Source organism: Alteromonas australica, assembly GCF_000730385.1.
Classification (GTDB): domain Bacteria; phylum Pseudomonadota; class Gammaproteobacteria; order Enterobacterales; family Alteromonadaceae; genus Alteromonas; species Alteromonas australica.
Genome location: NZ_CP008849.1, coordinates 3,590,883 through 3,614,799, shown reverse-complemented (window position 1 = coordinate 3,614,799; position 23,917 = coordinate 3,590,883). Strand labels below are relative to the sequence as shown.

23 protein-coding genes are annotated in these 23,917 nt (G+C 44.3%); 9 read left to right on the top strand and 14 right to left on the bottom strand.

Annotated features, from left to right (window positions below; all coding sequences use genetic code 11):
- Positions 1 to 18: 18 nt before the first annotated feature.
- Positions 19 to 2,238, bottom strand: a complete 2,220-nt coding sequence (locus tag EP13_RS15765; RefSeq protein WP_044059067.1) for a S9 family peptidase — start codon at positions 2,236 to 2,238, stop codon at positions 19 to 21.
- A 71-nt stretch (positions 2,239 to 2,309) separates the two neighbouring features.
- On the opposite strand from EP13_RS15765, the gene EP13_RS15760 reads away from it, so the two are divergent.
- The 3 genes from EP13_RS15760 (at position 2,310) to EP13_RS15750 (ending at position 4,281) form a co-directional block, all read left to right on the top strand.
- A complete protein-coding gene (locus tag EP13_RS15760; RefSeq protein WP_044058118.1) occupies positions 2,310 to 2,933 on the top strand; it encodes an NAD(P)H-binding protein in 624 nt (207 codons plus the stop codon).
- Between the two features lie 128 nt (positions 2,934 to 3,061).
- Positions 3,062 to 3,757, top strand: a complete 696-nt coding sequence (locus tag EP13_RS15755; RefSeq protein ID WP_052364450.1) for a tRNA1(Val) (adenine(37)-N6)-methyltransferase — start codon at positions 3,062 to 3,064, stop codon at positions 3,755 to 3,757.
- Between the two features lie 26 nt (positions 3,758 to 3,783).
- Positions 3,784 to 4,281: a YgjV family protein gene (locus tag EP13_RS15750; RefSeq protein WP_044058117.1), complete on the top strand. Its 498-nt coding sequence runs from the start codon at positions 3,784 to 3,786 to the stop codon at positions 4,279 to 4,281.
- Positions 4,282 to 4,583: 302 nt separating this feature from the next.
- Here the strand turns inward: EP13_RS15750 and EP13_RS15745 are convergent, their stop codons facing one another.
- From EP13_RS15745 to EP13_RS15730, 4 genes are all read right to left on the bottom strand, one after another.
- Positions 4,584 to 4,991 (bottom strand): ExbD/TolR family protein, encoded by a 408-nt coding sequence (locus tag EP13_RS15745; RefSeq protein ID WP_044058116.1) that lies wholly within the window; start codon positions 4,989 to 4,991, stop codon positions 4,584 to 4,586.
- A gap of 141 nt (positions 4,992 to 5,132) precedes the next feature.
- Positions 5,133 to 5,918 (bottom strand): CLCA_X family protein, encoded by a 786-nt coding sequence (locus EP13_RS15740; protein ID WP_081869522.1) that lies wholly within the window; start codon positions 5,916 to 5,918, stop codon positions 5,133 to 5,135.
- Complete coding sequence (gene fldB / locus EP13_RS15735; protein WP_044058114.1) at positions 5,918 to 6,457, bottom strand: flavodoxin FldB; 540 nt, start codon at positions 6,455 to 6,457, stop codon at positions 5,918 to 5,920. Before fldB ends, EP13_RS15740 begins: the two co-directional genes overlap by 1 nt.
- A gap of 21 nt (positions 6,458 to 6,478) precedes the next feature.
- Positions 6,479 to 8,287 (bottom strand): metallophosphoesterase family protein, encoded by a 1,809-nt coding sequence (locus tag EP13_RS15730; protein WP_231497963.1) that lies wholly within the window; start codon positions 8,285 to 8,287, stop codon positions 6,479 to 6,481.
- Between the two features lie 183 nt (positions 8,288 to 8,470).
- On the opposite strand from EP13_RS15730, the gene EP13_RS15725 reads away from it, so the two are divergent.
- On the top strand, positions 8,471 to 9,592 hold the full coding sequence (locus tag EP13_RS15725; protein ID WP_044059065.1) for a hypothetical protein: 1,122 nt from the start codon (positions 8,471 to 8,473) through the stop codon (positions 9,590 to 9,592).
- A gap of 67 nt (positions 9,593 to 9,659) precedes the next feature.
- On the opposite strand, the gene msrA is transcribed toward EP13_RS15725, so the two are convergent.
- A complete protein-coding gene (gene msrA, locus EP13_RS15720; RefSeq protein ID WP_044058112.1) occupies positions 9,660 to 10,202 on the bottom strand; it encodes a peptide-methionine (S)-S-oxide reductase MsrA in 543 nt (180 codons plus the stop codon).
- Between the two features lie 164 nt (positions 10,203 to 10,366).
- Between msrA and EP13_RS15715 the strand changes: the two genes are divergently transcribed.
- The 3 genes from EP13_RS15715 to EP13_RS15705 all read left to right on the top strand — a co-directional run bounded on the left by EP13_RS15715 (position 10,367) and on the right by EP13_RS15705 (position 13,105).
- Positions 10,367 to 10,762: a thiol-disulfide oxidoreductase DCC family protein gene (locus tag EP13_RS15715; protein ID WP_044059064.1), complete on the top strand. Its 396-nt coding sequence runs from the start codon at positions 10,367 to 10,369 to the stop codon at positions 10,760 to 10,762.
- Positions 10,752 to 11,477: an SDR family NAD(P)-dependent oxidoreductase gene (locus EP13_RS15710; RefSeq protein ID WP_044058111.1), complete on the top strand. Its 726-nt coding sequence runs from the start codon at positions 10,752 to 10,754 to the stop codon at positions 11,475 to 11,477. The genes EP13_RS15715 and EP13_RS15710 overlap by 11 nt, the downstream gene beginning before the upstream one ends.
- A 206-nt stretch (positions 11,478 to 11,683) precedes the next feature.
- Positions 11,684 to 13,105 (top strand): sodium-dependent transporter, encoded by a 1,422-nt coding sequence (locus EP13_RS15705; RefSeq protein WP_044058110.1) that lies wholly within the window; start codon positions 11,684 to 11,686, stop codon positions 13,103 to 13,105.
- A 62-nt stretch (positions 13,106 to 13,167) separates the two neighbouring features.
- Here the strand turns inward: EP13_RS15705 and EP13_RS15700 are convergent, their stop codons facing one another.
- Together EP13_RS15700 and EP13_RS15695 are read right to left on the bottom strand one after the other, a co-directional pair.
- Positions 13,168 to 13,983: an NAD-dependent epimerase/dehydratase family protein gene (locus tag EP13_RS15700; protein ID WP_044058109.1), complete on the bottom strand. Its 816-nt coding sequence runs from the start codon at positions 13,981 to 13,983 to the stop codon at positions 13,168 to 13,170.
- A 72-nt stretch (positions 13,984 to 14,055) separates the two neighbouring features.
- Positions 14,056 to 14,853, bottom strand: coding sequence for a DUF2884 family protein (locus EP13_RS15695; RefSeq protein WP_044058108.1), 798 nt, complete (start codon positions 14,851 to 14,853; stop codon positions 14,056 to 14,058).
- Positions 14,854 to 15,151: 298 nt separating this feature from the next.
- Here EP13_RS15695 and EP13_RS15690 point away from each other — a divergent pair, with 298 nt between their 5' ends.
- On the top strand, positions 15,152 to 15,343 hold the full coding sequence (locus EP13_RS15690; RefSeq protein ID WP_044058107.1) for a hypothetical protein: 192 nt from the start codon (positions 15,152 to 15,154) through the stop codon (positions 15,341 to 15,343).
- 51 nt (positions 15,344 to 15,394) lie between these two features.
- Here the strand turns inward: EP13_RS15690 and EP13_RS15685 are convergent, their stop codons facing one another.
- From EP13_RS15685 to EP13_RS15675, 3 genes are read right to left on the bottom strand one after another with little or no spacing between them, the layout of a single operon-like run.
- A complete protein-coding gene (locus EP13_RS15685; protein ID WP_044058106.1) occupies positions 15,395 to 16,696 on the bottom strand; it encodes a mechanosensitive ion channel family protein in 1,302 nt (433 codons plus the stop codon).
- A gap of 2 nt (positions 16,697 to 16,698) precedes the next feature.
- Positions 16,699 to 17,592 carry an acyltransferase gene (locus EP13_RS15680; RefSeq protein WP_044058105.1) on the bottom strand — a complete coding sequence of 298 codons (894 nt, stop codon included), beginning with the start codon at positions 17,590 to 17,592 and terminating at the stop codon, positions 16,699 to 16,701.
- Entirely contained in the window at positions 17,589 to 18,503 is a 915-nt protein-coding gene (locus EP13_RS15675; protein WP_044058104.1) for an acyltransferase, read from the bottom strand. Before EP13_RS15675 ends, EP13_RS15680 begins: the two co-directional genes overlap by 4 nt.
- A 123-nt stretch (positions 18,504 to 18,626) precedes the next feature.
- On the opposite strand from EP13_RS15675, the gene fghA reads away from it, so the two are divergent.
- Positions 18,627 to 19,469: an S-formylglutathione hydrolase gene (gene fghA, locus EP13_RS15670; RefSeq protein WP_044058103.1), complete on the top strand. Its 843-nt coding sequence runs from the start codon at positions 18,627 to 18,629 to the stop codon at positions 19,467 to 19,469.
- Positions 19,470 to 19,535: 66 nt separating this feature from the next.
- Here fghA and EP13_RS15665 read toward each other — a convergent pair whose 3' ends face one another.
- The 3 genes from EP13_RS15665 to EP13_RS15655 are packed head-to-tail and all read right to left on the bottom strand — an operon-like array spanning position 19,536 to position 23,911.
- Positions 19,536 to 21,650: a putative bifunctional diguanylate cyclase/phosphodiesterase gene (locus EP13_RS15665; protein WP_044058102.1), complete on the bottom strand. Its 2,115-nt coding sequence runs from the start codon at positions 21,648 to 21,650 to the stop codon at positions 19,536 to 19,538.
- Positions 21,651 to 21,653: 3 nt separating this feature from the next.
- Positions 21,654 to 22,145 carry a Rab family GTPase gene (locus tag EP13_RS15660; protein WP_044058101.1) on the bottom strand — a complete coding sequence of 164 codons (492 nt, stop codon included), beginning with the start codon at positions 22,143 to 22,145 and terminating at the stop codon, positions 21,654 to 21,656.
- On the bottom strand, positions 22,142 to 23,911 hold the full coding sequence (locus EP13_RS15655; RefSeq protein ID WP_044058100.1) for an OmpA family protein: 1,770 nt from the start codon (positions 23,909 to 23,911) through the stop codon (positions 22,142 to 22,144). The genes EP13_RS15660 and EP13_RS15655 overlap by 4 nt, the downstream gene beginning before the upstream one ends.
- Between the last annotated feature and the right edge of the window lie 6 nt (positions 23,912 to 23,917).

Here is a 23,917-nt window from a genome sequence, read left to right as displayed (position 1 = left end):
TAGCAGGTCACCCTATAGCTATTTCGACGGTTGCAGGTTGCGATCGAAGAAGTTGGTAATCGTCTTGTAAAGATGTATACCGGTTTGTTTGCCTCGAATGCTGTGCTTCTTACCTACATAATCCATGGTTTCAAAAGGTATAGCCATGTCTTGTAAGTGCTTGTAAAGCATTGTGGAGTGGGTAAACAATACATTGTCATCAGCCATTCCATGATAAATCAGCAAGTCGCCTTTCAGGTCTTTTGCATAGGGGATTACAGACGATGCCGTGTATGCCTCATCATCGGTTTTTGGGTTGCCCATATAGCGTTCTGTGTAATGGGTATCATATAAACGCCAATCGGTCACTGGCGCCCCCGATACACCTGCCGCAAAGTAATCACCCGCTTTGAACATGCTCATTAATGTCATGTAGCCGCCATAGCTATGGCCATGAACACCCACACGTTCAGCGTCAACAAAGGGAAGGGTACGTAAAAACTTCACGCCAGCCACTTGGTCTTCTACTTCGATAAATCCCATTTTCTTATAAATAGGATCTTCAAAACCTTTACCACGATAATTTGAACCACGGTTATCTAAGGTAAAGACAACATAGCCTTTATCTACCCAATGCTGCATCAACAACCCACGGTTACCGGCCCAACTGTTGGTGACCACTTGCGCGTGAGGGCCGCCATACAGATACACAATAACGGGATGCTTTTTCTGAGGGTGTTGAATGGCACTTTCAGGTTTGAACAAACGATATTGCAGCGTAGCACCGTCTTCTGTGGTGATTTCACCAAATTCAGGGGCTGTCCAGCTCTCTTTATAGGCATAAAGCGGGTGGCCTTTTTCAACGCGATTCTCTTCGAGCCAGGTAATGCGCTTACCTGTTGCGTCATTTAAGCTCACCTGAGGGGGAGAGTTAATGGTAGAAAAGCGATCGATAAAAATAGAAGCGTCTTTACTGAACGTGGCACTGTGATAGGCACCAAGTTCTGTGACGCGTTCAATGTCGCCACCGGTAAGAGGGACGCTATAAACATGGCTCTCAAGCGGTGTATCTTTGCGCCCAGAGAAAAATAGGCGCTGCGACTTGGTGTCAATGGCTTTTACGCTATCAACAACCCAATCCCCTTTCGTCAATTGCTTAACCAGATTACCTTTGTTGTCATACAGGTATAAGTGCTTAAAGCCGTCTTTCTCTGAGGCCCAAATAAACTGTGACGTGTCTTTTAGGAAATAAAGGTCATCATGTAAGTTAACCCAGGTGTCACTGGTTTCAGTGAGTAATACACGTTGGGATTTGTCGGCAACATCAAAGGCACGCAGTTCAAGGGTTTGTTGATCACGGGTTTGCCATTGGTAGGTAAAGGTTGTGCTATTTGGCATCCATTTTCCACGTGCTAAATAGATATCCTTGTCTTCACCTAAATCAACCCAGGTACGTTCATTACTCTGCAGGTTTTGAATCGCCAGTTCGATGAGTACGTTTGGGGTACCCGCCTTAGGGTACTTTTGTTGAATAAGCTTGATGTCGTCTGCGTAAATTTCAGAACGAGTAATCACATCTACCGGGGTTTCATCTACTTTAGTAAATGCAATGTAGGTTTCGTCTGGTGACCACCAATAACCGGTCATTCTGCCCATTTCTTCTTGCGCGACAAATTCGGCCATACCGAATTTAATGTTGCCACCACCTTCTGTGGTAATGGCTTTTTCTTCGCCAGATTTAATGTTTTTTACATAAAGGTTTTGATCGCGAATGAACGAGATATAATTGCCTTTAGGCGATAACTTAATGTCGGTTTCAAAGGCATCTGTATCAAGCAGTTGCTTTGCGCCCTTTTCGCCGAGTTTGTGGTAATAAACATCACCACCTAGCGGAAACAGTAGCGCAGTACCATCGTCAGACCATTGATAACTGACAATACCGCTTCCGGATAAACGCATACGTTCGCGGCGGGCTTTTTCCTCATCAGAGAGGATCTCTTCGCCACTTTGTAAATCGTTAGAATTAAACAGCATGCGAGTTTCGCCACTATCGATATGGTATTCCCATAAGTCGAGGCGCTCGTAGTCTGATGCTTTACCTTTTAAAAAGGTCACACGCTCGCCGTCAGGCGATACTTTTAGTGCACGAGGGGCGTTACCGTCTAGCGATGGAGAAGAGAAAATGCGCTCAATAGTGAGCGTTTCTGCATGTAAAACAGTAGAGAGCATAGCGGCTCCAATAAAAAGGGCTTTTTTCATTTTTATCTGCATATTTTATCTGTCGAAGGTTTGATTGTAGAGAAACTATTACATGATACAAGGTAGGAAGCATGAAATCTGCAATGGTGCTGGGGGCGACAGGTTTGGTCGGTCAAAGATTAGTCAATTTATTGTTGCACGATCATCGCTACAGCGAAGTCACCTGTTTAGTGAGAAGGCCTTTAAGCGCGTCGGCTTTTCACGACCCGCACAATAAATTGCGGCCAGTGGTTATCGACTTTGAGATGCTGCAAGACTACCAGGGTTATTTTAGCGTCAATCATGTGTATTGCTGTTTAGGCACCACACTCAAAGCGGCAGGCTCCAAGTCGGCTTTTAGAAAAGTAGATTTTGAATATGTTCATATTGCTGCGCAACTGACACGCGCTCAACGGGCGAATAGCTTTGTGTGGATTTCTTCTGTGGGCGCCGATGCTAAAAGTCGTCATTTTTATTTGCGGGTAAAGGGCGAGCTAGAAAATGCCATTATGGGGATGTCGCAACTGCCCAATGCCTCGGCAGTTAGGCCATCGCTACTGCTAGGCGCACGAGAAGACAGTCGCTTTCTTGAAGATATTGCCCAAAAAACCGCGCCTATTTGGCAACATGTTTTGCAGGGGGCGCTAAAAAAATATCGCCCAGTAAAACCCGAGGATGTCGCCCACAATATGGTGGCGTTACAGGCGTGGCAATGAGACCGTCCTGTCGGTGAAAGGGTCATTGAACAGCAGACAATGAAATATGAATAACAAAGGGGTGGGTTCGATGCTCGCAAGCAAACTATTCGAGTGTAGTGACAGTGTTTAGATGTAAGCAGTTTGCGGTGCAACAAGATAAGTGCGCCATGAAAGTCAGTACTGACAGTATGATATTGGGGAGTTGGGTCGAGGTAGGCCAGGCACAAACCATGTTGGATATTGGCACAGGCACGGGCATTTTGGCGTTAATGCTGGCGCAAAAAAGTGCTGACCGTGCTCATATCATGGCTATTGATATTGACGAAGATTCCGCTATGCAAGCACAAGAAAACGTCAAGAACGGTCCATGGCCAAACAAGATTGATGTGATTTGCGGAGACATTAATGCCGCCATAGCGTCTCGTTTCGACCTGATTGTGAGTAACCCCCCGTATTTTGAAACGCCCGCAGCGCCAACACAGGCGTATCAAACTCAAGCCGTTAATAGGCAGGTGGCACGTCAATTTAGCCACCTTTCGCCAGCATCACTATTTTCAAGGGTCGCTGAATTGCTAAGCCCTGAAGGGCGATTTTATTGCCTTTATCCCTCTGAAAGTGAAACTGACATTGTTGAAACTGGCGCAAGGCACCACCTTTTTGCCCAGCGTATTATGCAGGTTCAGCATAGTGAAACCTCTTCGCCCTATGTAAATGGGTATATGTTTAGTAAAAATGATAGCCAGGTAGATATTCGCAGAGAAACGTTAGTTATTCGTCAGGCTAACAATCAGTATACCCCCCAGTTCAAATCCTTGTGCCAAGGGTTCTACTTGTCTTTCTAGGTATCACGTAAAATGAGAACAGCTTAATGATGATTATTGCCGAAGCGTTTGGTGCTATTGCACTGGTACTTAATTTTATTGGATACCGTCAAAACCATGTTGATAGGTACCTACTTATTTCTGCTATTGCTTTAGCCGCACTCAGTGTTCATTTCTATTTACTCGGTGCAATGGCTGCAAGTGTTGGAACAGGCTTGGCGAGCATTAGAAACCTCATAGCGCTAAAAAATAGAAGTACGTATATCTTGGTGTTTTTCGTTTTCGCGAATATCGCCTTCCTGTTATATGAATGGTTTTACTTGAATCATGGGGCAATAATCTTAGTTGCCTATGCTTCGTCGCTGATTTTTACGGTAGGGTCAATTGTCATTCGAGACACAGTCACCATCAGAAAGTACTTTTTACTGGCGGAATTCCTTGGCCTCATTTACGCCATTTCAGTGGGAAGTATATTCGGCACGCTTTTCAACATCAGTAATTTAATCAGTATTGTGACGAAATTGCGTAGCAACACCACTACTTAAGGCGGTGTTGAATGCCGGCCAATGAAGTATCGTGTACGAAGCAACAAGGTCGCGGGTGGGATTTGTCTTGCGGTGGGGCACTTAAAGTGGCGACACTCACCAGTGCGGCGTATAGGGTATTTCTCATTTTTGGCTCCAGTGACATCTGAGCCTGGAACCGTTTTCAACATGGATTTCCAGACACACCGAATAGTACGATCTGACCAAAAATCAAACTAGTAAACAAGAGATACTTTGGTATAAACCCCCATACGAAAAAAGCCGCCCTAAGGCAGCTTTTTATGAGAGATATGAGTAAGTGGCTAGCTCTTTTTCACTAGCACAGATACTTTTTCGATACCTGCTATTTTAACTTGGTTCATAACTTCAACCACGGTACCGTGCTCGGTATCTTCGTCTGCTTGAATAGCCGCAGAATCGGTGTTGTTTTCAGCAAGATACGTTTGCGTATTTGCTACAACACGACGAACATCTACCTCACGTCCGCCCATCATAATTGTGCCATCGGCAGTAATACGAATAGACAACGCTTTTGAAGGCTTGTCGTTTTTAGCTTGGTTATCTTCTGGACGATTTACATCTAACCCTTTTTCTTTCACGAACGAGGTCGTTACGATGAAGAAAATCAACATGATGAACACGATGTCCAACATGGGGGTCATATCAATCTGAGCCTCGTCTTCAGTCGAGGTATGCTTTTTTCTTTTCATCTCGTCTTCTTTCTTCTGTTACGTTCGAGCGCTTTAGTATACTGGTTGTTACAAAAATAAACAGGGTTTTGTAAAAATCAGCAGGCTCATTAACACTTGTTGCTGGAAAATTGCTCAGTTTCACGGTAATAAAACAACAAACTAGGTTTGTTTGCGTGAAATGGCCACACCTAATTGGTAAAAATACAACATTAGTGCTTCGTTCAACACTATACGCAAATTACCATGAGGATAAATGCCAAGTCTAGCTTCCGTTGATTTTTTTGTTCCTTGCACAAGAAACGCGTTTTTAATCTCGTGATCTTGCACGCAGGCCTCAAAAGCGCGAGCCGCCATCTCTTGAGGCATAGCATAATAATACATTTTTAACGCGCGATCAGCCTCTACTGATCGAACAAAATAGTCATTTGGCTTATTTTGATCTAAAAATAACTTGGAGAAACAATTGCTTAACCGTCTATTTAGGGGGTGATCAATAAGATCTGCGTTATCAAGCCAGGCGTGTGATGCAAAGTCGCCGGATCCTATACCGGTAAACATCCGCGGGGCAATATAGTGATCAAAGGCATGAAACCACTCGTGAGCTAAAGCGCCTGCTCCCGCATTTTTTGCCAGTGCCAATTGACGTTTAGCGCTATTATAGTGTGCGCTACTGTTTTTTTGCCCGCCACTGCCAAAGGCAAGCGACAAAGATCCGTTCAGTGAAATGACTTGTTCATTTACATTCAGTATTGCGGCTAAGTCGTATAAAGCGTCAAAGAACAGATTGGCTGCTATTTGTTGCTCTTCACGGGTCACCCAGCGGCCCACGGTAATCGTGGAAAAGTTAAATAACTTACGAATGTCTTGAAAGCTAACGTCTGCGCCGTCTCGGTGACTAGGGCCGTTACGATAAAACCCTTGGTGTAATCTGCCTTGGTTCAATATTAATCCGCAAGTTCTAGAAGTAACTGTTCACACCAATCGGCAATGCGCTGCTCAGATTGGTCATATTGGTTTTCGTCATCAAGCGATAAGCCAACAAATTGGCTTTTGTCTTCTGTCAGGGCTTTAGACTCTGCGAATTCGTAGCCTTGATTAGGCCAGTATCCAATAATGCGACAATCCATAGGAGCAATGGCATCGTGCAGCATACCTAGTGCGTCTTGGAACCAATCACCATAGCCTAGCTGGTCACCCAAGCCAAACAGGGCGATGATTTTTCCAGATAAATCGAGGCGATAAACGTCGTCCCAATGTGACTCCCAATCTTCTTGAAGTTCACCAAAATCCCAGGTCGAGATACCAAATAATACCACATCGAATTCGCGTGTTTTTGATAGGTTAACGTCTTTGATGTTATGCATTTCAACCAGATCATCGTCGAATAAAGCATTTAACTGGGCTTGGATCTTTTCTGCTGCCATTTCGGTGTAGCATGTGGTTGAGCCGTAAAAAATACCAATGGACAATGCTTTATCACTCATGACGTACCTCGTTGTCGCTAACTAATCGTCTTTAATGGGGGGGAATTCTACCTCTTTCCCACTGCTCAACAAAGCCTTGCAGATGACTTCTTGATGTTTATCTGACAATTTAAGTATGCCAATGGCACAACCATTGTAGAGTTCTCCGCTGCCTTGTGAGGGGGCTCGTGCTTTTACCGACATATTGCGACGGCGAGTAAATAAGTTAAGTAACGAGGAAGAGCCGTAAAACATGCGATTTAAACGGTCTAGCCAGCGGATAAGCCCCTCGGGGAAGGCGTTTTTCAATCCACTGCAGGTGAACTGAGTAATGTGAGGGCTATTGCGCCTAAAGCGTAGCCGTACATCATAAACAAAGGAGTAGTGTACGTCGCCGGACAAAATAATGAATTCAGGCGGGGTTTTATAATGACGAAAAATGTTAAGTATAACGTTGGCAGTGCCTTTATGTGCCATCCAGTTTTCTGCATCAACGGTAAGCGCTTTACCAAAAAAGGTGAACACTTTTTGAATTGCCTCAATGAATTTCACACCGTAAATGGGGGCGGCTGACACTACAATGACGGCTTCTTTTCCAATAATACCGTGTTGAAATTCACACAGGGCTTCCCAATCCATTAATCCGGAGGGTTTATTCATACTTGATTCCGAGCGCCAACGTTGAGTGCGGGTATCCATGACGGCAACCGGTGGCGTGGTGTCTACGGTGTAATCCCAATGCTCAAAGTCAAGAAGTGCATCGATAAGCGCGTTTTGGGAAGTAATACTTTGGGTTGCAAAATGCTGTTTAGCTTGCTTAATCAGGTGCGTATAGGCGCCGGGCAAATTGCCCCAACCCTGACATAACAAGTAACCAATGAGGGCATTACCCACCATGCGTTTAGAAAAAGGGTTGTTATACACTTCTTGTTCCCAACCCCGGGTTAGGTTCCAGTCGTCAGTGACATCGTGATCGTCAAAAATCATGTAAACCGGGGTGTGAGCCATTGCTCGTCTTACCTGGGGTAAGGTGGCGACAAAGCCCTCTAAAATTTGCTGTTCTTTTTTAAATACAGCTAAATGCGCTGGGCTAATTCCGACGTCACTTATTTTGATACGCGCCCATAAAAGGGGTGACCAAACTAATAGATACATCGCCATAACTTCCGCACAGCTAATGAGGTGGTTTTGTGCATTCACTGAGGTAAAAATGGGTTTTTTCTTGGCGCCGAAAAAAAGCGAAGATAGCGCCGTGTTAGTGGCAATTTGTGGCAGAAGCTGTTCTCGTTCGTAGAAACAATGGGGATGCGAGGCTAATTCGCTGGAATGAGAAATCTGCGCGCCTTCAAGTTCTTCCTCTGTAATACCTAGCAATGCTATAACTTGATGAATGGCTTGCAACATTGGGCCGGCTACGTCATCAGCATAGATTTGATCGCCAGTCATAAGCAGCAAATCAGGCCGCTCTCTCTCGTTGTCAAAGCTGTTGGCGATAAGGGTGTCCACTTGCGCCAGCGCATCACTTCCATCGTAATGGGGTTTACGACAAGAGCCATGAAGTATGCTGGTGGGTGTTTTTGTATAAACGAAATTCAAATGCTGTTGTCTAGGGTACAGCAATGCCTGGCATTCTTTCTGCCACTTAGCTTGTAAGGCTTCATCGTGAAAATGTAGCGCGTAATGCACGGGGCAACCCGAGATAAAAGCTTCTTCACTGGAAAACGAGAGTAAGGTGATAAAGGCGTGCGTGCCAACTTGAACATATTCACACTGAGTTTGCCCTGTTATCGTGTTTTGTTGTTGCGATAACGACAGGGTGATGCTTGGTGCGTCTTGGGTCACTAACCATATGTGACACGCATTTTCTGAAACACGTCTTACAATTGGCCCAGCAATGACCGCAGGTAAAGAATGAATAGAAATAACTAACTCCTGTCACATTGATGTTAACGCATTGCTTTACCTTACTCTTTTTTGGAATTAAACGGTATGCCAGATATACTCGGTTACAAATTTTTCACGGGACTCCCATTTATGTATAAACGATTAGTTGTTTCTCTTTTTATTAGCCTGTCTTTGTTTGCTTGTAGTGAAAGTAAGCCACCCATCATCGTACAGCAGGAAAGTGAAAGCATCGTTTCTCACGGTAAGTGGATTTTGGATGAGAATGATCAGGTTATGGCTGACCCACAAACGTCTGGCTTAATTGCGTTTCAAGGTCAATTAGTGTCAATTTCCGATGGCAGTGCATTAGAAGCGCAACAGCGCAAATTACATTTTATCGCGCCAGATTCAGCAACGTTAACCGGGTCTAGCAATAGCTTTAGTTTGTCTTCACGGGTAAAACGCAGTTGCTTTAATGCCTACCTGACGAATGCGCCAGATTTAGAAGCGCTAGCAGTAGACCCAAGAAACCCAAATGTGTTGTACACAGTGACGGAAGACGCCACACGTACAGGGACTTTTTCCAGTCGATGTGAGAAAAAGTATGAAGACACAGGGTCCACCGATTACCCTACCTTGTTAGTTAGACTTGAGCGAGACGATAGCGGTAAAGTAGAAATGACCCATGTACGCCCATTGCAATATGCCTTATCAATGGAAGTGGGTAATTTCCCCAACGATGGTATTGAAGGCATGGCAATGGATGATAGCGGTACCTTGTATCTGGCGTTAGAAAAAGACAAGGCAGGTCAACCACGCATTTTTAGCCTTGTTATTGATGATGAGTTTTGGACGCACACTGGCTTTGCCGCACTAGAAGAGCCCAGCCTGACCTTACCTAGTTTTGCATCAGGCGCTCATCCGATTAATGGCTTAACTCTTTATACTCCGCCTCAAAGCACTGACACATTTTTGTTAGCGGCAGCGAGAAATGATGATGAACTGTGGATTATCGATACCGACAATAATGTTGACACTAAACGGGTGCCGCTTTCATTTGTGGTAGACACCACAAATGCCTGTGAACCCTACACCATGGACAACGCATCTATTGAAGGCCTTGCGGTAATAGATAATACCCTATGGCTTGTTAACGACCCGTGGAAAAAGAACTACTTGAAGAATATTACTTGTGATGGAGAAAGTGCGGCTTATCAGGCTTATGCGCCTTTATTATTTTCTTTGCCTTTAAAAGACGCGTGGTTTCATTAATGAGTTGTCAGGCTGCTTACCTAAAGGGTAATGCAGCCTGCAGCACAGCGCACTAGGTATGGGACAGTTAGTCTTTACGTAGACGGCTTGCAAACGTCTTTTTAAACTTGGCGAGCTTAGGTGCAACCACCATTGAGCAGTATTGGTTTTGCGGATTATTTTTAAAATAATCCTGATGGTAAGTTTCAGCTTCGTAGTAGTTATTAATTTCCGTTACCTTAGTAACCATGGGGTTTGGCCAAATCTCTTCGTTAACGATTTCATCAATAATGGCCAAGGCTTCTGCTTTTTGCGCCTCGTCATGATAAAACACTTCGCTACGGTATTGGGTGCCAATATCGTTACCTTGGCGGTTTAACTGCGTAGGGTCATGCAGTGCAAAAAATATTTCTAATATTTCTCTGTAACTGATGATGTCAGCATCAAAAGTCACCTGTACCACTTCCGCGTGCCCAGTATTTCCTGAACAAACCTCTTCGTACGTAGGATCATTTTTTTCGCCACCGGCATAACCCGATAAAGCCTTTACTACGCCTTCAACGGTATTAAATGCAGATTCTATACACCAGAAACAACCGCCCGCAAGGGTAGCGACTTGTAAATTTGCCATTAGGGAAACCTCATATTATTTATAGCCTTCAGTGTGGGTGTGGAAAGTGAGGATCTCAAGTCATCCAAGCAAGTTTTTTTCACGTATAACCCTTTTAAACACCTAAAAGCCGTTACCCACGCCGCTTTATTAAGAACAACACATCTCACCAGAGGTTGACGCAGTTGATAATTTTTTACGATGGATATTGCCCATTATGTCACGCTGAAATGCGTCATTTACGTAAACGTGATAAGCACAACAAGCTGACCTTAGTCGACATTCAATCTCCGTCTTTTGCGCAGACTTACCCACACTTAGACTGGCACGCACTGAATGCAAGGATTCATGGGCAACTTCCTGATGGACGAATCATTACCGGTCTTGATGTTACACATCAGGCTTGGAAGGCTGTTGGCATGGGGTGGGTGTATGCACCGCTGCGTTGGCCTGGTGTCAAAGTGATTGCGGATTGGTGTTATATCAAGTTCGCGAAACATCGCTATACCATTTCTTATCTTCTAACCGGCAAAAAGCGACAGTGTGCTAGATGTATTCCCGGAGAGCCAAATGAAAAATAGTCTATTGGTTGTTGGTGCATCCGGCGGCATTGGCGGTGCGTTAGTGTCTGCGCTGTCACAGGCCGGAGAACATGTGATTGCCGTCTCTCGGCAAACCATTGACTCACCCCCATGGGGGAGCTCAGTGGAGGTGCATACCCTTGCGGAATATTCTGAAGCGCAGATATCTTCTTTTGTAAACACATTGAACGCTCGTGGTGTGACCATCAAAATGGCTATTGTTGCTACTGGCGTTTTACATGATGAATCGAACAACCTACATCCTGAAAAGCGATTAGAAGATGTCTCTCATGAGGCGTTAGGTCAGTATTTTACGGTGAACAGTATTATTCCTGCCTTGTGGTTAAAATACCTTGTGAATGTGCTGGCTAAAGAACAACCTAGCGTTGTCGCGCTTAGCGCTCGAGTAGGCAGTATTGCCGATAATCAGCTCGGAGGCTGGTATGGTTACCGAGCATCTAAAGCGGCCCTTAATATGTTGCTTAAAACCGCATCGGTAGAATATGCTCGGCGGCTAAAACAACCTCTACTTGTGAGTTATCATCCAGGCACAGTCGACACGGCACTGTCACAGCCTTTCCAACGAAACGTTAAAGCGAATAAACTTTTTACTGCAGAATTCACAGCGCGCCAGTTGCTGCTGCACCTATCGCGTTTAGACAGAACCCAACCTTGTCACTTTATCGCTTGGGACGGCACGCCTGTACCTTGGTAGTGACGGGTTTAGTGACTTCAATTCCTCTCAGACTCAAGACTTTTTGTGACACTGCTGTTACCATGCGCTAATGGGAATGGTGTTGAGCTTTCAAGTGACTGCAAAACGTTAAGCCGTCATTAAGCCGTGTAGTCAACGCCACAAACGTAGACATGTTTAAATCGCCATCCCGGTAATATAACAATAACTCAACAAGAGGAAGGGATATGAGCGGGGCCAGAGAACAGTTCGGATCGCGCATAGGTTTTATTTTAGCCGCAGCAGGCTCTGCTGTGGGTATTGGTAATTTAGTGGGTTTCCCAGTAGGTGCAGCAAAAAATGGGGGGGGCGCATTTTTACTTATGTATGCCATCTTTGTTTTTGCTATTTGCTTACCCGTTATGCTTGCCGAAATGTCGGTCGGGCGGCACGCGAAAAAAGACCCTTTAGGTGCATACAGTGCCATTAGTCAACAATCATCAAAATGGAAAGTCGCTGGGTGGTTAGCCATTGCCACGCCTTTCATGATAGCTGTGTTCTATATGGTTATTACGGTGTGGATTTTCGGTTATTTGTTTGAAACAGTGACCGGTAATTTAGCAACACTTGCTAATCCCGATACCTTTGGACTATTCATTAATTCTGAAGCTATATTTGCCTATATGGCAGTGGTCGTTGGGGTGGTGTATCTCATTTTGCAAGGCGGCGTGAAAGAAGGCATTGAAAAAGCGGCTAAGCTATTAATGCCCGCGTTATTCGTTATGCTGCTAGGGTTGGTGGTTTTTGTGCTTACCCGTGAGAATGCCATGGCGGGGGTCGAGTTTTATATTGTACCTGACTTTTCTAAGCTTACTGCGTCTGTGGTGAATGGTGCTTTGTCACAAGCCTTCTTCTCACTATCGCTGGGCATGGGTATCTTAATTACCTATGGAAGCTATATTGATAAACGAGCAGATGTACCTACTTCGGCTAAATTGGTTGCGCTTACCGATACGGCCGTGGCGTTTACCGCAGGGTTAATGATTCTTCCTGCTATTTTCTCGTTTAACCCAGAAACTAACCCAGAAGAATTAAGTGAGTCTTCTGTAGGTATGATTTTCACTTATCTACCTAATATCTTTTTGGCGTTACAAGAATCTGTCGGCTACGTAGGCGCATCTATTGTTGCTAGCTTGTTCTTTTTACTTGTATTTTTCGCGGCTATAACGTCGTTGGTTTCCATTTTTGAAGTGCCTGTTGCTGCCTTAATGGACGAAAAAGGCGTCAGTAGAAAATGGGCATTGGCGTCTTTAGGTAGCATTATGATTGCTTTAGCTGTGCTAGCTTCCTTGTCGTTTGGCAAGGTAGACGCGTTAACCGCTTTTACCCATTATGCTGGCGCAGATAAGTCGTTTTTTGATGTCATCATTGATGTATTCTACGAAACCATACTGCCGTTAAATGGCTTACTGATTTGTATTTTTGTTATCTATCGTTGGAAAAGTGCAAACTTCAACGCCTCTCTGGCAGAGGGCAGCAATGGCTATAAAGGGGGCTGGTTTGAGAAGTACGTGGATATTTCCTTAAAAACCTTTATCCCCGCTATTCTGTTGGTTATTTTCATCAATACGGTAGCAGTAAAATATTTTGACGTGAGTCTATTTGGATAACGCTTAACCTTATCCAGTAGTGAAAAAACGCCCTCAGGTGTCTCACCTGAGGGCGTTTTTGTTTAAATCATTTGATTTGGATGGGCGTATTCAGGTGTTATGCCCAGGGCTTGCCAGCTTTGACTTGCATCAATTTGTTTGCCGTGCAACGGAAGCTCAGTGTCAGAAAACTCGGGTGCCTCCACATTACGCTGGTGAGCCGCGTGAGTATAATATTCCCCACGTTTTGGATGAGAGAGGCTACATAAATGAAACACCTTTTGCGTGGGGACTTGCGCAATCATGGAGGTAAGGGCGGCAACCACATCATGAACATGCACTAAGTTTACGGGCTTATTCCCTGCCTGTAAGGTTTTGCCACGTAAACTATTTATAGGATGACGATCTGGGCCAGTAAGGCCAGCCAACCTAACAATATTTACCTTACAGTGATTGTGGGTGGCGTGAAAGAGAAGATGTTGTTCAATGGCCACATGTGCTACAGCGGACGCTGTCTCTGGCTGGGGTGTGGAAGTTTCATCAATGACGCCATTGTTGGCATCGCCGTACACTGACGTAGTACTGATAAAGACAATATGAGTAATTTGCGCTTTAACAGCCTTATCAATAAGGGCTTTCATCTGCTGGGTGAATTCTGATAGCTCTGGCTTTTTTCGCCCAGGGGGGATGTTGAGTACTAAGGTGGCGCGGTGAAAATGTGAGGCGAGGGCTGCACTGTCATCACCCAAGGTATACAACACTGGGGTTATCCCGTTTTCCTGTATGGTACGCGCTTTAGTTTTATCTCGCGTTGTTGCTATTAGCGACCTAGTTTCCAACGCATTAGCCAGATAGCCTCCAAGCCATCCATAACCACAAATTATCACCTTATTCGACATACTGTCCCCCTTTTCTACAAGGACAGTAACATAGCATTGATGTCGAATAAGGGATATGCGTTAGGACACTTTTCACATTTTCATAGAATGACTATCCATATCCAACAGGTTTAATTCGCTAAGCCCAGGTATAGATTTTTGCATTTTTGTCTCTGCATAGTCGGCTTCTTCAAGAACGTCACAAAGGGCATCTGCTTTTTCTTCAAGTGCATCCGCTTGTGCTTCCATACGATGCTCTAATGACTCGCCAAAGCGTTCCATTTTAGCTTCAAATTCACTCATATCGCCGCCGTCCCACAGCATTTGCGTACCAATGGCGATGAGTAGGCGTCCCATCGATTCAGAGACCAACGATTCGATTTGCGATTCAAATTCTGCTTCCCAACTTTCATCAAACCAACCTGGCTCATCGAATTTAGTGGAGTCGATATAAATGGTGCCGTTCTCGTCGTAAAACGAGTGCGCTAGCTTTTCCTCTAGAGAGGTAAATAGCTCGCCAAAATCTTGCGTTAACCCATTATCTTCACCAAGTAATTCTCCAAACACTTCAGTAACGGCAACGTTAGCAAGGTCGAGACCTTCTGAAGCAATAGACAAGGTCATAGGGATGGCCATATCAATATTGTCGTAGTATTGGCCAACCCACTTTTGCTGTTCGCTATTCAAGGAGATTGGCTCATGGTTAATCGTGAGCGTATGTGCGGCATCAATGGTTAGGGTTCCGCCGTCTTCCATTTCCACGGTAAGAAAACCGGGTTGATATTGAATATGGCCACTTAATTCAATATCGCACTCGTTATTGTGGGCAAGCGCAGGGGACATAACCATCACGCTTAATAAAGAAAGAGAGGCTAGTGCAGAGGTTTTCATTTGAATTGTCCTTGTGTCATTTAAGCTGGTGGCGCCGTTAAAGCGCTTTACGGTTAGATAGCAACCTCAATGCCATTATTTAAAGTCATTAATTATCAGTAGCTTAGTTTTTGTTTTCAATTTCTCATTAAGGTGAAAATACAAACAGTTAGTGACAATGCGGAGTTTTTAGTTAATTTGACCACGATCAAAGTAAGCCCAAAACCTTTGTCTGATAGATAAAATATTCCTTGATGAAGCATGTTCAAGTTATTGGAATTCGTGCATAATAACGCCAGAAGAATTAAGGGGTAAAGTAATGACCGATTGGATTAACGCAGTGTTATTTGGTATTGCCGTTATGGCCTTCGCTCTGGGGCTTAGCAGTATCATCATGAGTTTTATGACAACTGAAACTGGCGCAAACGCGATGAAAGAAAAAATCGAATACGGCTTTTTCGGTGTTTCAGGTTTAATTGTGTGTTTAGTGATGGGTTACGCACTCGCGTAATGCCAGCCTAAAACGAAAAAAACCGGCATGATGCCGGTTTTTTTGTGCCGCCTATTCAGCGTCACTGGAGTTTGGTGCAGCGTTAGGGTTTGAGGAAGCAAGCGCGAGATGCGCAAGGTGTCCATCCCTCTGGTACGCTTTAAGATCGAAAATATCCAACATCGCCATCACGTGATCAAATATGTCGGCCTGAATTTTTTCATACTCCACCCACTCTTTGCGATTGCTAAAACAATACAATTCTAGGGGCAAACCTAATTCATTAGGGGGAAGCTGCCTTACCATAAGGGTGAGCTCTTGATTCACTCTTGGGTGCTTGCGCAAGTAGGCTTCTAAATAGGCGCGAAACGTACCAATGTTTGTCAACCGGCGGCTGTTCAGTAAGTCAGACTCATCAATAGAGTAGTCTCGGTGGTAGGCGCGTAATTCATTGGTTTTGGTCTCAATATACTCACTGATATAGCGTACTTTAGAGAACCTATCTAGCATGTCGCTATCACACAATTTGATTGAGTGAATATCGATGTACACTGCCCGCTTTATACGACGGCCGCCAGATTCTTGCATACCTCGCCAGTTTTTTACCGCTTCGGTGGTTAAACTGTAAGTAGGAAGCGTAGAGATTGTCTTATCCCAGTTTTGCACCTTGACGTTAGTTAGCCCTATTTCCTGAATTTCCCCATCGACTTCGTACTTTTGCATGGTGATCCAATCGCCGGTATTAAACATGCGGTTGGCGGCAATCTGAATGCCCGCTACAAAGCCCAAAATGGTGTCGCGAAAAATCAAGAGTAAAACAGCGGCAATGGCGGTTAATCCCGACACGAGCAATAGGGGACTTCTGTCTACAATGAGTGAAATACTCAGCAAAATGGTGAGGATGGCAAACCCTAGTTTTGTCACTTGGATGAAACCAGTAATAGGGGCTCGTTTCGATAGGGCAGATGCGTTATATACATCTTCTACCGTGCTTAGCAGGGCAAATACTCCCAGCAAACCACTGTATAGCATGTAAAGCTGTGCACTTTTTATCATTAGCCCATGCAATACCGATTCGGAGTCTATCAGTACGGGCGTAATGAGGAATATAAAGAGTGCAGGAACCAAGTGCATAAGGCGGCGAAAGAAGCCGTGCTCTTGAAGCGCATTGTCCCAAAGGTTGTTGGTACGATACACCCAGTTAGCAATTTGCGGCCTCACGACTAATCGAGCCACAATATAAAGTAGAAGCGCAACCGTGAGTATTGCCCCTAGCGCAAGGGCATTATACAGCGGGTCTTGTGTCGTCAATGAGGGAAAGATATCTTTCACCAAATGGACGAATGCGTCGCGTAATGACGAACTAACTTCCATAACTATCGCTCCAGTAATGTGTTAATACGCGTGTCTTTTTCTTGCCAAAGGGTATTGAGCCAATGTTGAAAATAGCTTCTAAATTCAGCTTCACTGCGCGATGAGCTCTGTTGAAGTTCTGGCACAGGGGTCACTTTTACGTCAATAATGATTTTAGTCATTTGACCGCTTAGCATGGCCATCATGGGGTGACGCCTGTTTTCTGGGTACAATAGTGATATGTCGAGCACATTGGTAAAAAGTTCACCCATTGCAGCAAGCGTAAAAGAAACACCGCCGGCCTTTGGGGGAAGCAAATGCTGATAAGGACTTTGCTTAAGCTTGTGCTTATCAGGGGTAAAGCGCGTACCCTCAACGAAATTGATCACGGTGGTTGGCATGGTACGAAACTTTTCACAGTACGCTTTGGTGGTGGCTAAGTCTTTACCCTTTCGTTCGGGATACTTAGCCAGATAAGCTTTGGTGTACCTATGCATAAATGGCATGTCCAACGCCCAAGCACCCAAACCAACGAAAGGTAGCCAAATCAATTCTTTTTTAAGAAAAAACTTCGGGGCTGGAATGCGATAAGTGGCAAATTCAATCAATAAAATGATGTCGAGGTAGCTTAAGTGGTTCGCAATAATGAGATACCAGCTATTTTTGGCTAACTCACCATGTATTTGGTTTTCAATCCGTACATTATTAAATAAACGAATCATCAACACGCTAATTCTGCCGAACGCAAACATACACGCATGCATGATCTTATTCCAAAACGTTTTTATCTTTCCGTTTGGCATGACAAGCTTAACCAAGCCCAAAATAATGATGAGCATTCCCCAAAAAGCGAGGTTGGTTATCTGTAGAAAGGTGTGAAAAACAAAAATAAATGGAGCGAGAACTACACGTATCATAAGGGCTTCTGCGTTGCATTAAGAGATTCAAGTAAAGCATCTTTCTCTGACCACTTACCGTTTAACCAACCTTGGAATCGGCTTCTTACCTGAGGGTCATCGAAATAATCGGCATTAAAATAGCCACCTTCTAAAATATCTTTTATCGGTGTCACTTTAATATTCACTCGAATGTCGTTAACTTTTCCTGAAACAAAATCCCAAAATGAAGGCACGCCACCTGGGTAATCAATCGTCACATCAATCAGTTTGTGTAATTGATCGCCCATGGCAGATAACACAAAGGCGGCCCCGCCGGCTTTGGGCTTCAAAAGATGTTTAAATGGAGAGGCTTGTCTATCGTGCTTGGCTTGAGTAAAACGGGTGCCTTCGACGAAATTCATGATACTTACAGGCTTAGTACGAAACTTTTCACAGGCTTTTCGAGTGGTTTCCATGTCTTTACCCTTCAGGTGAGGGTTTTTAGCCAAGAATGATTTGGAGTATCGGCGCATGAATGGGAAATCCAATGCCCACCACGCTAGACCTAAAATAGGCACGTAAATGAGCTCTTTTTTAAGGAAAAACTTTAAAAACGGAATTCTACGGTTGAAAACACGCTGAAGAACCAAGATATCCACCCATGATTGATGATTGGCAATCACCAGGTACCAATCGTTCTTCGTGAGCTTTTCTAGCCCATCCACGCGCCATGTAGTGCGACTGCTGATCCGTTGATTAACGTTATTTACGCCTATCCAAGCCGTGGCGCAGGCGTCTAATAGGTATGAAATAAAGCGCCGCCAAAAACGAATAGGAATGAGCTTAAATACTGACAGTATTAATATTGGTGTGGCCCATAAAACAGTATTTAAAAAGTAAAAAATAACGGAAATTGTGCCAATTGTGTGATGCATCAGGCTTTTTAACATCGTACTTACCTCAATTATTAGGCGCTTAGTGTAAACGAACTTGATTTAAAATCCGATAGACCCTTTACTGTTTGAGCGGCTTTCGGTGAATTTTTCCCTATTTAATAGATTAAAGGAGCAAAAATGGAGCTAATTAGTGAAAATCGTGCATTTGGTGGACGTCATTTGCGCTACGAACATGAAGCAAGTACGACGCAATGCAAGATGACTTTTGCGGTATATCTCCCTCCGTTTGCATCAGCAGATAAGCCGGTGCCTGTATTGTATTGGCTATCTGGATTAACCTGTACCGATCAAAACTTCATGCAGAAAGCGGGAGCAATGAAGTTGGCCTCAGAATTAGGTATGGCCATTGTCGCTCCTGATACCAGTCCACGGGGAGATAATATCCCTGACGACGACAATGGGGCGTATGACTTTGGCCTTGGCGCAGGCTTCTATGTTGATGCGACACAAGCCCCTTGGAATACTCACTACCAAATGTACAGTTATGTCACAGAAGAGCTACCACAGCTTGTGGAGGCCAATTTGCCGGTGACTAAAGAGCGAGCCATTAGTGGCCATTCAATGGGGGGGCATGGTGCATTAGTGATTGGCCTACGAAACCCGAATCGGTATGTTTCTGTTTCTGCTTTTAGTCCTATTTCTAACCCAAGTGATTGTCCATGGGGACAAAAAGCGTTGGGGAATTATTTAGGCAGTGATGAATCTGAGTGGGAAAAGTACGACACTGCGAAATTATTAGCAGGGGCCACCCATTCGATACCATTGCTTGTAGAGCAGGGCAGTAAAGATGAGTTTCTCGCTGAGCAGCTAAAGCCGCAATCTCTTGTGCATGCCGCCCAGAAAACGAATACACAGCTAACGCTAAATATGCACGAAGGTTACGATCACAGCTATTTCTTTATCGCGTCATTCATTGATGAGCACCTAGCATTTCACGCTGGGCATTTAGGGCTTATTTAAGCGCTCAACGCCTCATAAGGTGTCGGTAACCGATACCTTATGTTTTCGCGGCGTTTCATCGTGAAGTTATTTATTAATTTTATCGATGAAACTCTCAACTGATTGAGGGCGTTCAAAGAGGTAACCTTGTCCGAAGGCACAATTATGCGCCAGTAGGAAATTCTGCTGGGCCGCGTTTTCGATGCCTTCGGCAATAATATTAATATTTAGATTGTCAGCAAGGCCGAGTATTGCCTGAATAATGGCTTGGTCATCAGTATTGTTTTCAAGTTCACTCACAAAAGACCGATCGATTTTTAGCTCATCAATAGGAAGCTTTTTAAGGTATACCAAAGAGCAGAAACCCGTTCCGAAATCGTCAATGGAAATGGTAATTCCCATTGAGCGCAATTCATTCAGTAAAATAGAGACAGTATCCAAACTATCAATAAAAACGCTTTCGGTAAGTTCTATAGAAAGATTGTTAGGATCGATATATCTGTTTTTAAGGGCTGTTTGAATTTGCTTAAGTAACGCCAAATCGGCCACTTGCCTACCAGATATATTGATGGCTAAACGAATATCGAGGCTAGCCGCTTTGAGTTTTTCAATGGCGCTACAAGCTTCGGCAATAAGCCATTCACCAAAGGGAAAGATTAAATCGGTTCTTTCTGCAAGAGGTATAAAGACTTCAGGGGACACAAAGCTTCCATCAGCTTTCTTCCATCTAGCCAGCGCTTCACATTTAACAATATCACCGGTTTTTAAATCAACAATAGGCTGTACATGCAGAGATAAATGGTTCTTTTCGATGGCTTCCCGAAATTGCTGCTCCATTTCGGACATGTCTTGATGCTGTTTGTGCAGTTCAGCGCTGTATACCAGCACCACATTTTTACCCTGATATTTCGCTATTTGCAGCGCAACATCTGCATGCTGCATGAGGGTTTCAGCGTTATCGCCATGTTCAGGGAAGTTCGCGATACCAATATTGACGCCCAAATTGGACTCTGCACCCTGCAGGGCAGTGTAGGTTTTTACTAGGATAGACTTTATGTGTTTGGCGTAATCCCTGGGGGGTATCCCTTTAAAGGTGTCATCCCTTTTCACCACGGCAAATTCATTACTGCCAATCCGTGCAATAAAGCCACTATTACCCACAGCGCTTTGCAGACGGCCAGCGAAGGCTCTGAGTATTTCATCGCCAGAGTGATAACCTAACTTTTCATTAATCTTTTTAAATTCACGAATGTCGAATAAAAACTGCGTGAAGCTCACATCTTCGCGCACGAGCTTTCGCACATAGCTATTAAAATAATTTCTGTTTGCAATTTTGGTGAGAGAATCCATCCCCGAGGCACTAAGAACACTTTCTTCTTTACTGTGTATATGGCTAATGTCAGTGAGCAAATACACCCAATGCGTCAGCGTTTGGTTATGAATAACAGGGTGAATGGTCACTTGAAGCCAAACTTGATAATCGTCTGAATACTTCCAATACAATTCGCCCTGCCACGCACTTCGCTTTTCCACCAAGGTTGGCAGGAAGCTATCTGGCACTTTTACGTCATCCATTAAGTGCGTCAGCCTTAGCGCGGTATTGTGTTGCGTATTGCATTGAAGAAGTTGACGCGCTGAACGGTTGTCTAACACAGTTTCACCGTGTTGATTAAGTATCACTACGCCGGTATCGAGATGATGTATCGTTTGTTTAATAGGTGGCACGAGCGCTTCGTATTCAGCGTTTTTGTGCAATTCGCTGTCGAGACGCTGGCGAATGTATTCATGCCGTCCCACAATTTCATGGTGGCTTAATAAGAGTTCGCGAGCGGCTTGCAGCGTTTTTTGCTTCTCATCAAACTGCTCTGCTACATTCTTGACCACAAGATAATGTTTGCCAGCTCCGTTATTGATGGCCAGCGCTTCTAAACGTAAGGTTTCTCCTTCAATATCTTCAGTCCAAAAGCCTGAAGACAATGTAAACACACTTTCGCCTTGCCAAATAGTGTCGGCATCTACAAGAAAATCATCGAGAAAAATAGAGTGACTAGAGGAAATATCAAATGCATTTTCTTCGGTAAGTGTGACGATATGGCGCATCCATCTAACGTCAGGTGTAAGACATGTTAACTGGGATGACTGGCAGCGTTTAAAAATAGCGCAGTCTGTAATACCAAGTGCATTTAGTAAGTGGATATCCATGTGTTACTCCGACCAAAAGGCGATGGTGCTAAACAAATCTTCCACATTCTCACCGGTTTTTGCGCTGGTTTTTGTCATCGACTTAAACTTTGACGCATACGTTGCTACTTCTTCTTCGCTCCAATGCCAGCTTGAAGGTAAGTCTGCTTTATTGACGACAAAGAAGGCGGGAATATCAGGGTAATGTTCCTGCGCCATGGCAAGAATCTCCATACCCTCTAGCAATGATTGCGAGCGCGTTTGGTCAACCACCACAATGTAAGCCGTTGCGCCTCTTAAGTAGCGAGGATTAAATCCACAGTATCTATCAATGCCCTCTAAATCCCAGATAAGAAGTTGTACGCCAAGCCCATCTTTATTGACTTGCTTTTTATCAATTTTAACGCCAATGGTGGTTTTGTACTTATCAGAAAAAATGCCTTCTACAAACTGCTTAACTAAGCTAGTTTTACCGACACCAGTAGGGCCTAAAATACATACTTTTTTCTGGATCACGGCGTCTCACCTTCATTAGATGAACGTTGGGATACCAATACGTTGATAAAAACAGTCCTTCCCATCGACGCCTCTTGTAAAGAAACTTGCCCTAAACCAATGGGGAAAAGGACATCTTCATTTATACCCATATTTTTTAATGCTTCCGATACATTTTTAGCTCTCGCACGACTGAGCTCAAGATTTCGCGTTGGCGTGCCAGAATTGTCGCTCGCGCCCATGACAAACACGGCAAAAGTTAGATTAAGTTGTTGTGCTACATCCTGCAACTGCTTTAACAAAAGGGTTAAGTCCTCTAATGTTTGCGTTTGTGAAGGAGCAAGTGCTTGTTGATTCGTTGCAAAATCAATCTTCACTGCAGATACTTGCGCTGCTAGCTCTGCCATTAGCGCTTCTTTAAGCGCTTTATTACTCATAGCTTGCCCAGCCGTAATACTTATTCCGCTCAAGTCAGGCTTTAGCTGCAATATGCCAGGGATAGCATTAAGTTCACGGGTAAATTGGGTTAGCGCGCCCAGCGGCAAATTGCCACTAAACTTAAGGTTGTTTTTCTCATCAATACGAGATGTAACGGCAGGGTAGACTGAAAGAAGCCGGTTTAGCTTCTCTTCAACTACCGATGCTTGCAACGATACAAACGGCTCCTCATACAAGACAACGTCATTCAACGCGATACCCTCATTTTCTAACCACTGTGGCGCGGTTAAAATACTGGGGTCACGCAGCATGCGAACCTGCACTTTTCCGTTTTCAATCGCAGTGTCTGTAATAACAATGCCCGCAGGGGGAGTAAGTGAACGTATTGTATTTTGTAAAATAGAAAGTTCAATTCGCAAAAAGGCTAAGAACATCAATATTATCAGTACAGCACCCAGTACCAATGCGCCGACTAGGTGCTTTTTCTTGCCCCCTTCGCTCTCTTTCTTTTGACTGATTAAACAGTCATTTAGTAAGGTTTCACACCCTTCGAATGCGGAATTGTCGCCTTCATATTCCAGTAACGGCTTTTGATAGAATTGGTGAAATTCTTCTAAAGTTTGTTGTAACTTGCTGCGAATTTCAGGCGGCACACTTCCCACAACTGCGGCGACCAAAATGGCCTGAGGACCAATTTTTATCAGCAGTGTAAAATCACCTGTTTTAATTTCGCCCAACTCATTTTCGGCCTCATTCCCGGTAGGTTGAAAAGCATCGGCAACAAAGTCGTTAATCGCCACAAGCATAGAAGAAATAAGGTCTGCATCTTTGCTTCTGTCAGGGTCTGTAGACATTGTATGAAGCAATGTGCCGGTTTCCCGGTGGATAACAAACAGCTGTTGAACTTGGTATTGATAAACCTGAGACGCCACAAAGTCAGCATACTTAACGCCTGACTGCCATGCTTTAAAGCGCCAGGACACACTTTTAGGGCTGAAGCTATTCTCGATAAGCGCATTTGTGCGCTCGACAAAGTCGACCAGGAATGATGAAACTGCTTTTCTGACCAGCGTTCCCACTAATGGGTAGAGGGTGCCGACAATTTTTTCACTGTTTGCTTCAATGGAACGGTGTAGGGACTTCTCGACTAGGGGCACGAGTACTTTGTTTACAGAGCCATCAGCGTTTTCCCGTTCATGCAGCGCTTCGGATACCACATCAGTCACAATGACCTTAGCGTCTCGACTCACTACGTCTTTCACGTATTTATCGTCGCGGCCAACAATTAACTGCCTGATTTTATCCAGAGAGTTGTCTTGAGCGTCTGGGCTTTGTTGCTGATTGCTCATTTAAAA